Raw genomic sequence first — 13,818 nt, 5'->3', positions numbered from 1 at the left:
CTTATATGTTAAAAATCTATTGATTTGACATAATATTTATCAGTTGATGCGGAAATTGTTACATCCAGGATTATTCGCACAAAATTATAAATAAGATCCCAGTAAGCGCACCGTACACTTTCGCACGCTCATAAATAGAGCGTTCACCTTAACTGGGATATAAAAAATGAAAATGCGTGCTTTCACCCTCAGTGCAGTGGCTGCATTGTTAGCTGCTGCTCCTCTCGCCAGCCAGGCGGAAATTACCCTGCTGAAGCAGGATCCGCAGGCAGGCGATCCACTCAGCCGTCTTGATTTCAAAGTGGGCGGCAGTATTCGTCCGCAGTTCCAGCATCAGGCTGGTGTCAGTGATCAATCGTACAAGCGTAACGGGTACGATGGCGGTTCACGTTTCCGTTTCTCTGCAGACTACTATCTGTTTGATGATATTAGCTGGGTCAGCTACTACGAGCTGGGTGTGAACTTCCCGGCTTGGTGGGGTTGGGATAACCACTATGCGGATGGTCAGAACAACACCACCCGTCGCCAGCTGTATACCGGTCTGAAAAGCAAGACTTGGGGTCAGTTGACCTTTGGTCAGCAAAACAGCGTTTACTATGATGTGGTTGGCGCGAAGACCGATATCTGGGACTACGATATGTTGGCTCAGGCACCGGGCAACGGCATCAATGGCGACTACGACGGATCATACCGTTCACGCAAGATGCTGAAGTATAAAAACACCTTCGGTGACGTTGATGTTTATGCTTCCTACCTGTTTGAAGACAACAACTATCTGCCAGGCAACGGCCTGCGTTACAAGCGTAAAGGCGGCGGATCACTGGGTGTGAACTATCACATCACTAAAGACCTGGCATGGGGTACGGCGTGGAACTACACCCGTGCTGATATTCATCGTCCAAGCACGGGCGAAAGCAAAGATTATGACCAGAACATCTATGGCACCGCGCTGAGCTGGACGCCAGATAACTGGACGCTGTCTGCGGGGGCGGGCTGGTATCAGAACTTCTCACCAACCAAGAAGAACACCGTTAACCACTACTTCGCAGATGATGCGTGGGGCGTGGAATACTTCGCCGGTTACAAATTCCCAATCGGCCAGTATGCGGTTAAATCTATTCAGCCTTACTTCATGGGCGACCGTCTGGAGTTCGTCAATGGACGCAACTACAAACGTATCGACAATGGCGTGGGTATCAGCACCAAGCTGGACTACGGCTTCCAGGTTGATTACGAATACGTGATCACCTCTAGCACCGACAAATCACTGGGCAACATGAACCTGGTACGTCTGCGCTACGATTTCTAATCGTGTTTGCAACGGCTCCTGCGGGAGCCGTTTTTCTTTGTCGCATAGAGTGCGGTTTTCTTTACACTCTGCCACGCCATACCACCATTTCACCCTGAATTGTGCCGTTGCGTTGGACTATTCTGGCGCCTCTTTCCAGTTTAACCGTGAAAGTCGGTGTAAAACTCTGTCCAATAACAAAAATGCGGTCGCATAGGAGCTTTACGCAAATAGCGGGGTCGGCCTATCGACGAAACTTTCGCCTTTACGTATGATGGCGCCAATTTTTTTCCTGTAGGTCTTTTAACATGATTAGTCTGATCGCAGCACTGGCAGCCGATCGCATTATTGGTATGGAAAATGCCATGCCATGGAACCTGCCAGCCGATTTGGCGTGGTTCAAACGTAATACGCTGAATAAGCCGGTGATTATGGGTCGTCTGACCTTTGAATCAATCGGTCGTCCACTGCCTGGACGCCTTAATATTGTGGTAAGCAGTAAGCCAGGCACTCAAGAGGGCGTCACTTGGGTGACCTCTCTGGATGAGGCCGTAAAAGCGGCGGGTGATGTGGAAGAGATCATGGTGATCGGCGGTGGCCGCATTTACGAACAGATGCTGGCCCGTGCGGATCGTCTTTACCTGACCCACATTGATGCTGAAGTTGAAGGCGACACCCAGTTCCCGGATTACGAGCCGGATGAGTGGCAATCGACTTTCAGTGAGTTCCACGATGCCGATGCACAGAACTCACACAGCTACTGCTTCGAGATTTTAGATCGCCGTTGATGTTTGCCTGGTGCGCATGAATGCGCACCAACCGCATCGAACAATCTAGGGTCGCCATTAATGGCGATCAAAAAAAGCCCCGCTCAATGGTCAATTGGCGGGGCTTTTTATTTAAGACATGTCGCCTAAGGGCGGATGTGCACTGACGGCGCTTTCAGCCATCGCCTGGACACGATTGGAGGCCTGCACGTAATATTGCATGGTTTCCCAATGCAACAGGGTGAGCGTGCCGCCCCAGCAGCAACCGGTATCAAGCCCAATCACGTGCTCGGGGGTGCCTTTGCCCTCGAGCGAGGCCCAGTGACCAAACACCTGTGTATACTCACTCCCCATCTTGCCCGGCACAAGGAACCAGGGTTTCAACGGCGGAGGAGCGGAATTAGGCGCCTCTTTGCAGATCATGTCGAGCTGCCCGTTAGGGAAACAGAAACGCATGCGGGTTAAGGCGTTAGTGCTAAAGCGCAGGCGAGCGAGCCCGCTGAGCTCCGGTGTCCAGTTGTTCGGCATGTCGCCGTACATGGCATCAAGAAACAGGGGATAGGTGTCGCTGGAGAGTACCGCTTCTACCTCACGCGCGCACAGCTTGGCTGTCTCCAGATCCCACTGTGGAGTAATGCCCGCATGAGCCATCAACAGCTTTTTCTCTTCATCCACTTGCAGCAGCGGCTGGCGACGTAACCAGTTGATCAGTTCATCCGCGTCATGCGCCTCTAACAAAGGCGTCAGACGATCTTTAGGTTTGTTACGGCTGATACCCGCATAAACCGCCAGCAGATGGAGGTCGTGATTGCCGAGCACCAGGCGCACGCAATCCCCCAGCGATTTCACGTAACGCAATACATCCAGCGAGCCCGGACCACGCGCCACTAAGTCGCCTGTTAACCAGAGTTCGTCTTGCTGCGGATCGAAATCAACCTGCGCCAACAGCGCACGAAGCTCGTCATAACAGCCGTGAATATCGCCAATCAGGTATGTACTCATTAGGTCAGTCCGATCAAAACGCGCCGCCCGGACAGGCCGGGCGGAGGAGGATTAATGAATGTGGGTTTGTATCGCGAGTCGGAACACCGGGATGTCGACGTGGAAGGCTTCACCTTCTTCGTCGATCATCACATAGTGGCCTTGCATGGTGCCCATCGGTGTTTCAAGAATCGCGCCACTGGTGTATTGAAACTCCCCACCGGCCGCAATGTGCGGTTGCTCGCCGACCACGCCTTCACCCTGAACTTCCGTCTCTCGACCGTTGCCATTGGTGATAAGCCAGTAACGACTCTGCAATTGCACACTGTTACGTCCCAGATTACGAATTGTGATGGTGTAGGCAAACACGTAGCGTTCCTCGTCGGGCAAGGATTGCGATTCCACATACTGACTCAGTACATGAATAGAGACGCGGGCCAATTCACTCATACACTTAGTTCTCCGGCGTTTCAGCCTGATGGTTGGCTAGCCAGTTTGCCAGCTGGCAATACTGAGCTACGGTGACATTTTCTGCACGCAGCGAGGCGTCAATGTCTAATTCGTCTAAGGCACCCGCTGTAAACATATGTGCAAGGCTGTTACGCAGCGTTTTGCGACGTTTACCGAATGCTTCAGTGGTGATGCGGCTGAGCAAGCGAATATCGCTGACTGGATGTGGTGGCTGCGCATAAGGCATCAAACGCACCACGGCTGAATCAACTTTAGGTGCCGGCGTAAAGGATTCAGGCGGCACTTCCAGCACCGGAATCACCTGGCAGTAATACTGTGCCATCACGCTCAGGCGACCATAAGCTTTACTGCCAGGACCGGCAACCAGACGATTGACCACTTCTTTTTGCAGCATGAAGTGCATATCTTTAATCGAACCAGTATAGCTGAAAAGGTGGAACATCAGCGGCGTGGAGATATTGTAAGGCAGGTTGCCAAACACACGCAGCGGCTGACCTTTCTCTTTTGCCAGTGCCGAGAAATCGAAGGTCATGGCATCTTGCTGGTAAATGGTCAGCTTAGGTCCGAGGAACGGATGGGTCTGCAAACGCGCGGCCAGATCGCGATCCAGCTCAACAACGGTCAGTTCATCAAGGCGCTCGCCCACCGGTTCAGTTAAGGCACCAAGGCCGGGACCAATCTCCACAATCGCTTCTCCCTTCTGGGGGTGAATAGCGGAGACAATGCTGTCGATAATGTACTGATCGTTCAGGAAGTTTTGCCCGAAACGTTTACGGGCAAAATGCCCCTGATGGACGCGATTATTCATTACTGCTCTTGATCATAGTGATGGCGAGATTAAGCGCCGTGATAAAGCTGCCCGGTTCTGCCTTACCCTGGCCGGCTAATTCCAGCGCGGTACCATGGTCGACAGAAGTTCGGATAAAGGGAAGGCCAAGGGTGATATTCACCGCGCGACCAAACCCCTGATATTTTAGCACCGGTAAGCCTTGGTCGTGATACATCGCCAAAACAGCATCGGCATGCTGCAGATATTTCGGCTGGAACAGCGTATCAGCCGGTAAAGGGCCAGTAAGCTGGATACTTTGCTGACGTAACTCATCGAGCGCCGGAATAATGGTATCAATCTCTTCACGACCCATATGGCCGCTTTCACCTGCATGCGGATTCAGGCCGCAGACGAAAATGTGTGGCTGCGGTATACCAAATTTTTGCTGCAAATCATGGTGCAGGATAGTGATCACTTCATGCAGGCTGTCACGGGTGATGGCCTCTGATACATCCTTGAGCGGCAGGTGCGTCGTGGCCAATGCCACCCGCAACTCTTCCGTTGCCAGCATCATGACCACGCGATCGCCGCCTGCACGATCGGCAAAAAACTCGGTATGCCCAGTAAACGGAATGCCAGCGTCGTTGATCACGCCTTTATGCACTGGACCGGTAATCAGCGCCGCGAACTCGCCATTCAGGCAACCATCACAGGCGCGTGCGAGCGTTTCCAGTACATAATGGCCATTTGCCACCGTCAGCTCGCCGGGAGTGACGGGCTGCGCTGTATCGACCTGTAGTAGCGTCAGAGTCCCTGCTTGCTGCGGTTGTGCGGCAACACCGGGTTGGTAATCGCGTAGCGTGAGAGGCAATCCAAGTTGATTGGCGCGCTGACGCAGGAGAGAGCCATCGGCACAGACGACCAGTTCAACTGGCCAGTTAAGCTGGGCCAGTTGAACAGTAAGATCTGGACCAATCCCGGCGGGTTCGCCGGGGGTGATCACAACACGATAATTATTGGCCATTGCCGTCCAGAATCTTCACGTAAGCACTGGCGCGTTGCTCCTGCATCCACGTCTGCGCTTCTTCAGCAAATTTACGGTTGAACAACAGACGGTATGCGCGCTCTTTCTGCGCTGCGTCAGTTTTGTCTACCTGACGGGTATCCAGCAGCTGAATTAAATGCCAGCCGAATGAAGAGTGTACCGGCTCGCTGATCTGGCCTTTCTGCAATTTCAGCAGCGCATCACGGAATGCCGGATCGTAGATTTCAGGCGTTGCCCAGCCAAGATCGCCGCCTTGGTTGGCTGAACCTGGATCGTCAGAGAACTGTTTTGCCGCTGCCGCAAAGGTGGTTTTGCCACTTTTGATGTCAGCTGCAATCTGCTCGATTTTCGCTTGTGCCTGCGCGTCAGTCAGAATCGGAGAAGGCTTCAGCAAAATGTGTCGCGCATGCACTTCCGTCACAGAGATATTTTTGCTCTCACCGCGCAGATCGTTCACTTTCAGGATGTGGAAACCGACACCTGAGCGAATCGGGCCGACGATGTCCCCTTTTTTCGAGGTGCTGAGTGCTTGTGAGAACAGGGTTGGCAGCTCTTCAATCTTTGCCCAGCCCATGTTGCCGCCTTTCAGCGCTTGCGGATCGGCAGAATAGGTGACCGCCAGTTTACCGAAGTCCGCACCGCCTTTCAGCTGTCCCACCAGTTGGCGCGCCAGCGCTTCCTGATCGTCAACCTGCTGTTGCGTCGGGTTTTCCGGCAACGGCAGCAGGATCTGGCTGACGTTCAACTCCGTACCTTGGGTATTTTGTGAACCCACCTGAGCGGCCAGAGCATCGACTTCCTGCGGCAAGATGGTGACGCGACGGCGCACTTCGTTATTACGCACTTCAGAAATCAGCATTTCCTGGCGAATCTGCGCGCGGTAAGCGTTGTAGTTCATACCGTCATAGGCCAGCCGACTGCGCAACTGATCCATACTCATCTTATTTTGTGCGGCGATATTCTGGATAGCCTCATCCAACTGCTGATCGCTGACCTGCAGGCCGGCTTTTTCGCCCATCTGAAGAATGATGGCATCCATGACCTGACGCTCAAGAATCTGATGACGCAAGGTTTTGTCATCAGGTAACTGCTGATGAGCCTGTTGCGCCTGTGACTTCACGGTGCGCATCATGTTATCAACGTCACTTTCCAGCACCACACCGTTGTTCACAACGGCGGCAACTTTATCAACCTCTTGGGGGGCTGCGAACGCGGTGTTAGCAGTAATCGCTACACCAAGAATCAGCATTCTCCAGTTCTTCATACTTTATCCATTGTTGTTTCCGCACTGCGGGATAGCCTGTCAAACATCACAACATCAGAAAGCGCGCTGGTAAGGGATAATGCCTTGACGCAGCATTTCATTGGTGCCTAAGCCATAGTTAGAACTCAGACCACGTAGCTCAATGTTGAATGAGATTTGGTTGTCGTACTTACTGTCGTTGTTTTCCCAACCGTTGATCTTGCGCTCGTAACCCAGACGAATGGCGTAGCAGCACGAGCTGTACTGCAGGCCGACTAACTGCTCAGCCGGACGGCTGTTGCGGGTATCGTAGTAATATCCGCCTACCAGCGACCAGGCATCGGCAATTGGCCAGCTCGCGGTGGCGCCAACTTGTGAAATCCCGTTTTTGTAGATCGGGTTCGTCAGCAAGCTGGAGTTGTTCAACGCCTGCGCCACGTATTCCGGGCTGCTGTAGCGATAGCTCAACTGCACCATACGATCGGCATCCTGACGGTATTCCAGGATGGCGTTGCCTTGTGCAACGTTATCGAGACGGGTGTCATACTGCAGACCGCCACGCGCGCCCCAGCGATCGCTGATTTTCCAGTAGGTGTCACCTGCCCAAATCAAACTGCCGGTGTCATCTTCATCACTCGTTTGGTTTACGCCGGTACGAGACGGGGTAAACGAGTAGATTTGACCCACGGAAACGTTAAAACGTTCAACCAGATCGTTATCATAAATTCGCGTGGTCAAACCGGTAGAGACTTCGTTGGCAGAAGCGATACGGTCAAGGCCACTGTAAGTACGATCGCGGAACAATCCGGTGTAGTCAGTTTGCAGCAGAGTCGAGTCGTACGGGTAAATATTGCTCTGGTTACGATACGGGATGTAAAGGTACTGAACGCGGGGTTCCAGCGTCTGCGTGTAACCCTCTTCCCAATTCATATTTCGTTCGAAGACCAGTCGGCCATCCACTTTAAATTGGGGAAGCGTACGGTTCACTGAGTCGTCTAACCGGTTCCCAGTGCTGTCAATGCCAGAGATTTGGTTATTGTTATAACGCTCAATGTTGTCTTGCTGGTAATGGGTAGCAAGGAATTTGGCTTCCGTGTCCAGACTTGCCCAGCCATTTGAGAGCGGCAGATTAAGCGTTGGCTCAATATGCAGTCGCGTGGCTTCCGGCATTTTGCTGTTAACGTTAGTGAATTTCACGGCTTGGGCATAGATGCGGCCATCGAATGGCCCAATATCGTTCTGATAGAGATTCAGATCGAGCTGCGGCATCGCACGATAAACGTTGGTCGAGTCTGTGGTGCCAAATACCTGGAAGTCTTTGGTCGACAGGGTCGCGTCCCAGTTGGTATCAGCATAACCGAAGCTAAATTTCTGCGTCGCGTAGCCATCCGTTGAGCTGTAGTACTTCGAATCAAGGTCATTGAAGTAATAGGGATCGCTGACCTTGGTGTAGTTGGCATTAAAGCGCCAGTGCTGCTCATACACCCCGGCATGCTGCCAGTAGAATAACCAGCGATTGGAACTGGCATCCTGAGAGATGCTGCGCACGGCTTTATCGTTGTCGTACTGTTTATCCGAAGGCAGATAATCCAGCTCCATCAAACCGGCACCGAACACGGTCAGATAGCGGAATTCGTTCTGCAGCTGCAGACCACGTTTACTCATGTAATGCGGCGTAATGGTGGCATCGGCCTGCGGCGCGATGTTCCAGTAGTACGGCAGCATAAACTCGAAGCCGTTGTTACTGCCGTACTTCGCGTTAGGGATCAGGAAACCGGAGCGGCGGCGATCGCCGATCGGTAGCTGCAAATAGGGGCTGTAGAACACCGGCACATTGCCGAGTTTGAAGCGGGCGTTCCAGATTTCAGCAACCTCTTCCTGGCGATCCTGAATCACCTCGGAACCCACCACGCTCCAGCTATTCGAACCCGGCAGACAGGAAGTGAAACTGCCGTTTTCCAGAATGGTGTAACGGTTGTCGCCACGCAGTTTCATCTGATCGGCGACACCACGGCCCTGGCGGCCCACCATCTGATAATCACCATTCCAAACGTTGGTGTCTTTGGTGTTCAGATTTGACCACGCTTTCGGACCTTTCAGGATGACCTGATTGTCGTCGTAGTGCACATTACCCAGCGCATCCACGGTACGTACTGGCGTGGTTTGTCCATCCTGTTGGCGCTGGTGTAGCTGCATCTCATCGGCACGCAGGCGGCTGTTGCCTTGCTGAACATCCACGTTGCCAGTAAAAACCGCGTCATTCGGGTAGTTACCCTTGGCCGAGTCGGAGTTGATGGTGACAGGCAGCGAATTGGTATCGCCACTCACTAATGGGCGGTTGTAGCTCGGCACGCCCAGCATACACTGCGACATGAGATCGTCGGCGAATGACTGCTGACTGTAGAGCGCTGCACCAATCATGGTAGCCAGCAGGGTAGGTATCTGTTTTTTCATACGCGGTTCGGGATTTCCATGAGAACGGGCATCATGCCGACAATCGGCTCAGAGACTAACTTACTGCCCGGCGTTGTGCCAGTGTTAATCCATGTCTGATCGCGTTGCTGTTAGGCACTGAAGTAAATGAAAGGTATGATAATGCAATTTTCAGCCGCAAGCATGGCGAATTGAGGAGTTTATGCGCTACTGGGGAAAAGTTATTGGTCTGGCTCTCGGCTTACTTTCCGGGGCAGGCTTCTGGGGCATTGTACTGGGTCTGATCATTGGTCACATGTTTGACAAAGTGCGCAGTGTAAAAGGACAGGGTTATTTCGCCAATAATCAGGCGCGACAGACGCTGTTTTTCAGTACCACTTTTCAGGTGATGGGCCATTTGACCAAGTCAAAAGGGCGCGTGACCGAAGCCGATATCCAAATTGCTTCCTTATTCATGGATCGTATGCAGTTGCATGGAGATGCCCGAGTGGCTGCCCAGCGCGCGTTCCGTGAAGGTAAGCAAAGCGATTATCCGCTGCGTAATAAACTGCGTGAGCTGCGCAGTGCCTGCTTTGGGCGTTTCGACCTGATTAGGATGTTTCTGGAAATTCAGATTCAGGCGGCGTTTGCTGATGGTTCGCTGCATCCGAATGAACGACAGGTGCTGTACGTGATTGCCGAAGAGCTGGGAATTTCGCGTGCACAGTTCGATCAGTTCCTGCGCATGATGGAAGGCGGCCAGCAGTTTGGCGGTGGCGGTTCATCTTATGGTGGTGCTTACCAACAGGCTAAACGCGGGCCGACGCTGGAAGATGCTTGCAGCGTACTGGGCGTGAAAAGCAGCGATGACGGTACCACGATTAAACGTGCCTACCGTAAGCTGATGGGTGAGCATCATCCTGATAAGCTGGTGGCGAAAGGCTTACCGCCGGAAATGATGGAGATGGCGAAGCAGAAAGCGCAGGAGATCCAGGCAGCTTACGATTTGATTCGTAAGGAGAAGGGATTTAAATAGCCTGGGACATTGAGATTGAATTTGAAAGGGCCGTCTCTTGCTGACGGCCTTTTTTATGACCAGTAGATTAAAAATCTGCTGGCTGTTTGAACGTCATGCTGTTGCCAAACGCCGGATGGGTTATCGTCAGCGATTCCGCATGCAGCTGTAAACGAGGTGCCATCGCCAGCGCCTCTTCGTTTGCATAGAAGCGGTCACCCAAGATCGGATGCCCTAACGCCAGCAGATGTACGCGCAGCTGATGCGAGCGCCCGGTAATCGGCTTGAGCAGTACACGCGCACTGTTGCTCGCTTCATACTCCAGCACCTGATACTCCGTCTGCGCGGCTTTTCCGTTCTCAAAACACACCATCTGCTTTGGCCGATTTGGCCAGTCACAAATCAACGGCAGGTCAATCAGTCCCTTTTCTGCCGCCGGATGGCCCCAGATGCGTGCCACATAGTACTTGGAGGGTTCACGCTCGCGGAATTGCCGCTTAAGTTCGCGCTCTGCGGCTTTATTCAGTGCCACCACGATCACGCCACTGGTCGCCATATCCAATCGATGTACCGATTCCGCCTGCGGAAAATCGCGCTGGATGCGTGTCATCACGCTGTCCTTGTGTTCTTCCTGGCGTCCCGGCACCGATAACAAGCCACTAGGCTTGTTGACCACCATGATGTGCTCGTCCTGATACAGAATATGTAACCAGGGTTCGAGCGGCGGATTGTAAGCTTCCATCAACATGTCGTAGTGGCCTTCAGCGCTTTATTGGTGTGTCACGACGATCAGACGCAACGCGTCCAGACGCCATCCGGCATCGCCCAAGCTTTCCAGCACCTGCTCGCGATTACTCTCCAGCGCTTCAACCTCATCATCACGGATGTTAGGGTTGACCGCTTTCAAGGCTTCCAGACGTGACAACTCTGCACTCAACTTCTCATCCGCTTCAACTTTCGCTGCGGCAATCAGAGCTTGCGCTTCTGGCACAATCACTTTCTCGGCTTGTGTCAGAATTTCGTGCACTTCTTGCTGTACCGCGTTGACCAGCTTGCTGCCGGTGTGACGATTAACGGCATTCAGCTGGCGGTTAAAGCTCTCGAATTCGACTTTGCCCGCCAGATTGTTGCCCGCACGATCCATCAGCAAACGCACCGGGGTCGGTGGCAGGAAGCGGGTGAGTTGCAGACTCTTCGGCGCCTGCGCCTCCACCACGTATATCATCTCAACCAGCAAGGTACCCACCGGCAGCGCCTTGTTCTTCAACAATGACAGTGCACAGCTACCGGTATCACCAGAGAGGATCAGATCGAGACCGTTGCGGATCAGCGGATGTTCCCAGGTAATGAACTGCGTATCTTCGCGTGACAGCGCCTGGTTACGGTTGAAGGTCACGGTACAACCATCTTCCGGCAAGCCTGGGAAGTCTGGCACCAGCATGTGATCGGATGGCGTCAGTACAATTAAGCTGTCACTGCGGTCTTCCTGGTTGATGCCGACGATATCGAACAGATTCAGGGCAAAGTTGACCAGATCGGTGTCGTTATCCTGTTCGCCGATGGCATTGGCGAGCGCTTGTGCTGCTTCGCCACCGTTTGAGTTCAGCTCCAGCAGGCGGTCACGGCCTTGCTCCAACTGTGCTTTTAGTGCGTCGTGCTGCTTGCGGCTTTCAACAATGAACTCATCCAGACCCTGTGGGTTCTCTGGCGCGGCAAGATATTCGATCAGCTTGCTGTATTCACTGTCATAAATCGTGCGACCGGTTGGGCAGGTGTGTTCGAACGCATCCAGACCTTCGTGATACCAACGCAGCAGCACCGCCTGTGCGGTTTTTTCCAGCCATGGCACCAAAATCTGGATGTCATGCATCTGGCCAATACGATCGAGACGACCGATACGCTGCTCCAGCAGGTCCGGGTTGAAGGGTAAATCGAACATCACCAGGCGGCTGGCAAACTGGAAGTTACGACCTTCGGAACCGATTTCCGAGCACAGCAGCACCTGCGCGCCTTCTTCTTCTGAGGCGAAGAACGCCGCAGCGCGGTCGCGCTCCAGAATTGACAATCCTTCGTGGAACACGGCGGCACGAATGCCCTCACGCTCACGCAGCACCTGCTCGAGTTGCAGTGCGGTAGCGGCTTGCGCGCAGATCACCAGTACTTTCTCTTTGCGGTTGCTGGTCAGGTAGCCCATTAACCATTCAACGCGCGGATCGAAGTTCCACCAGGTACCGCTATCACCTTCAAATTCCTGATAAATCTTCTCTGGGTACAGCATGTCGCGCGCGCGCTCTTCTGCCGTTTTACGCGCGCCCATAATGCCCGAGACTTTAATCGCGGTCTGGTACTGGGAGGGCAGCGGCAAACGAATCTGGTGCAGTTCGCGTTTCGGGAAACCTTTCACACCGTTACGGGTGTTACGGAACAGCACGCGGCTGGTGCCGTGGCGATCCATCAGCATCGAAACCAGCTCTTTACGCGCATCTTCTTTGCCATCACGATCGCTATTCGCGACCTGCAACAGCGGCTCGATGTCCTGCTCACCGATCAGGTCGTTGATCAGGTTCATCTCGTCTTTACTGATGGCCTGGTCAGCCAGCAGTGAGCTGACGGCATCCGCCACTGGACGATAGTTCTGCTGCTCAGCCACAAACTGACTAAAGTCGTGGAAGCGATTCGGATCGAGCAGACGCAAGCGAGCAAAGTGACTTTCCAGACCCAGCTGTTCTGGTGTTGCCGTCAGCAGTAGGACGCCCGGCGTTTTTTCCGCCAGCTGTTCAATCACCTGATATTCACGGCTTGGCGCCTCTTCGCTCCACGCGAGGTGGTGGGCTTCGTCCACCACCAGCAGATCCCAGTCGGCATCGGCCAGCAATTCCAGACGCTGCTTGTTACGGCGCACGAAATCCAGTGAGCAGATAATCAGCTGCTCTGTCTCGAAAGCATTGTCACTGTCGTGCTGGGCTTCGGTATAACGATCGTCATCAAACAGGGCAAAGCGCAGGTTGAAGCGGCGTAGCATTTCGACCAGCCACTGGTGTTGCAGCGTTTCCGGTACCACGATCAGCACGCGTTCGGCACGGCCTGCCAGCAACTGCTGCTGAATGATCATCCCGGCTTCAATGGTTTTACCCAAGCCAACTTCATCCGCCAGCAAGACGCGTGGCGCATGACGACGGCCAACATCATGGGCAATGTGCAACTGATGCGGGATCAGGTTGGTGCGCATACCGCGCAAGCCGCTGATCGGCAGACGATACTGCTCGCTCTGATATTTACGCGCGCGGAAGCGCAGCGCAAAGCGGTCCATACGGTCGAGCTGACCGGCGAACAGACGATCCTGAGGTTTGCTGAACACCAGTTTGCTGTCCAGCATCACTTCACGCATCACCACGCCACTTTCTGCGGTGTCGAGACGTGTGCCGATGTAAGTCATTAATTCGTTATCGTTGCGGACTTCATCAACACTCATCTGCCAACCTTCATGGTTGGTGATGGTGTCACCCGGATTGAAAATCACACGTGTGACGGGGGCATCATTTCGGGCATACAGGCGGTTTTCGCCGGTTGCCGGGAACATCATGGTGATCATGCGCGTATCAATCGCCACCACTGTTCCTAATCCCAGTTCACTTTCCGTATCACTAATCCAGCGCTGACCTAGTGTAAAAACCATATATTTTTAGCTCGACTCTCTGACATGCCATAAAGAAGTTCGCCTGCACTCAGGCAATACATTGCCGCCAAACGGGTGTTTGGTCAGATTGTATATGCGGTGAGGATCAGGAAGGGCGCTATGGTACTGGATGGCAGGGCATTCGTCACCT

11 protein-coding genes are annotated in these 13,818 nt (G+C 53.4%); 3 read left to right on the top strand and 8 right to left on the bottom strand.

From position 1 onward, the window contains the following. Positions 1–166 precede the first annotated feature (166 nt). Together F3J38_RS13320 and folA are read left to right on the top strand one after the other, a co-directional pair. Positions 167–1,309, top strand: a complete 1,143-nt coding sequence (locus F3J38_RS13320) for a porin (RefSeq protein ID WP_167139108.1) — start codon at positions 167–169, stop codon at positions 1,307–1,309. A 287-nt stretch (positions 1,310–1,596) separates the two neighbouring features. Next, positions 1,597–2,076, top strand: coding sequence for a type 3 dihydrofolate reductase (folA, locus tag F3J38_RS13315; protein ID WP_167139106.1), 480 nt, complete (start codon positions 1,597–1,599; stop codon positions 2,074–2,076). Positions 2,077–2,187: 111 nt separating this feature from the next. Here the strand turns inward: folA and apaH are convergent, their stop codons facing one another. Genes apaH through lptD form a run of 6 tightly spaced genes read right to left on the bottom strand, consistent with a single transcriptional unit; the run spans position 2,188 to position 9,018 of the window. Then, entirely contained in the window at positions 2,188–3,057 is an 870-nt protein-coding gene (gene apaH, locus F3J38_RS13310) for a bis(5'-nucleosyl)-tetraphosphatase (symmetrical) ApaH (RefSeq protein ID WP_167139104.1), read from the bottom strand. Positions 3,058–3,108: 51 nt separating this feature from the next. Continuing rightward, a complete protein-coding gene (gene apaG, locus F3J38_RS13305; protein WP_167139102.1) occupies positions 3,109–3,486 on the bottom strand; it encodes a Co2+/Mg2+ efflux facilitator ApaG/CorD in 378 nt (125 codons plus the stop codon). A 4-nt stretch (positions 3,487–3,490) separates the two neighbouring features. Then, positions 3,491–4,315 (bottom strand): 16S rRNA (adenine(1518)-N(6)/adenine(1519)-N(6))-dimethyltransferase RsmA, encoded by an 825-nt coding sequence (gene rsmA, locus F3J38_RS13300; protein ID WP_167139100.1) that lies wholly within the window; start codon positions 4,313–4,315, stop codon positions 3,491–3,493. Beyond that, positions 4,308–5,300 carry a 4-hydroxythreonine-4-phosphate dehydrogenase PdxA gene (pdxA, locus tag F3J38_RS13295; protein ID WP_167139098.1) on the bottom strand — a complete coding sequence of 331 codons (993 nt, stop codon included), beginning with the start codon at positions 5,298–5,300 and terminating at the stop codon, positions 4,308–4,310. Before pdxA ends, rsmA begins: the two co-directional genes overlap by 8 nt. After that, positions 5,290–6,585, bottom strand: a complete 1,296-nt coding sequence (gene surA, locus F3J38_RS13290; RefSeq protein WP_167139096.1) for a peptidylprolyl isomerase SurA — start codon at positions 6,583–6,585, stop codon at positions 5,290–5,292. The genes pdxA and surA overlap by 11 nt, the downstream gene beginning before the upstream one ends. Before the next feature lie 54 nt (positions 6,586–6,639). Beyond that, the gene (gene lptD / locus F3J38_RS13285) at positions 6,640–9,018 is read right to left on the bottom strand and encodes an LPS assembly protein LptD (protein WP_167139094.1); all 2,379 of its coding nucleotides are present in this window, start codon (positions 9,016–9,018) and stop codon (positions 6,640–6,642) included. A gap of 181 nt (positions 9,019–9,199) precedes the next feature. Between lptD and djlA the strand changes: the two genes are divergently transcribed. Beyond that, positions 9,200–10,012 (top strand): co-chaperone DjlA, encoded by an 813-nt coding sequence (djlA, locus tag F3J38_RS13280; RefSeq protein WP_167139092.1) that lies wholly within the window; start codon positions 9,200–9,202, stop codon positions 10,010–10,012. A gap of 67 nt (positions 10,013–10,079) precedes the next feature. Here the strand turns inward: djlA and rluA are convergent, their stop codons facing one another. Together rluA and rapA are read right to left on the bottom strand one after the other, a co-directional pair. Beyond that, a complete protein-coding gene (rluA, locus tag F3J38_RS13275; protein ID WP_167139090.1) occupies positions 10,080–10,739 on the bottom strand; it encodes a bifunctional tRNA pseudouridine(32) synthase/23S rRNA pseudouridine(746) synthase RluA in 660 nt (219 codons plus the stop codon). A gap of 21 nt (positions 10,740–10,760) precedes the next feature. Then, positions 10,761–13,667 carry an RNA polymerase-associated protein RapA gene (gene rapA / locus F3J38_RS13270; RefSeq protein WP_167139089.1) on the bottom strand — a complete coding sequence of 969 codons (2,907 nt, stop codon included), beginning with the start codon at positions 13,665–13,667 and terminating at the stop codon, positions 10,761–10,763. Between the last annotated feature and the right edge of the window lie 151 nt (positions 13,668–13,818).

Origin of the sequence: Candidatus Pantoea formicae, assembly GCF_011752625.1 — a bacterium.
Lineage (GTDB): Bacteria > Pseudomonadota > Gammaproteobacteria > Enterobacterales > Enterobacteriaceae > Pantoea > Pantoea formicae.
This window is presented reverse-complemented; position numbering and strand designations above follow the sequence as displayed.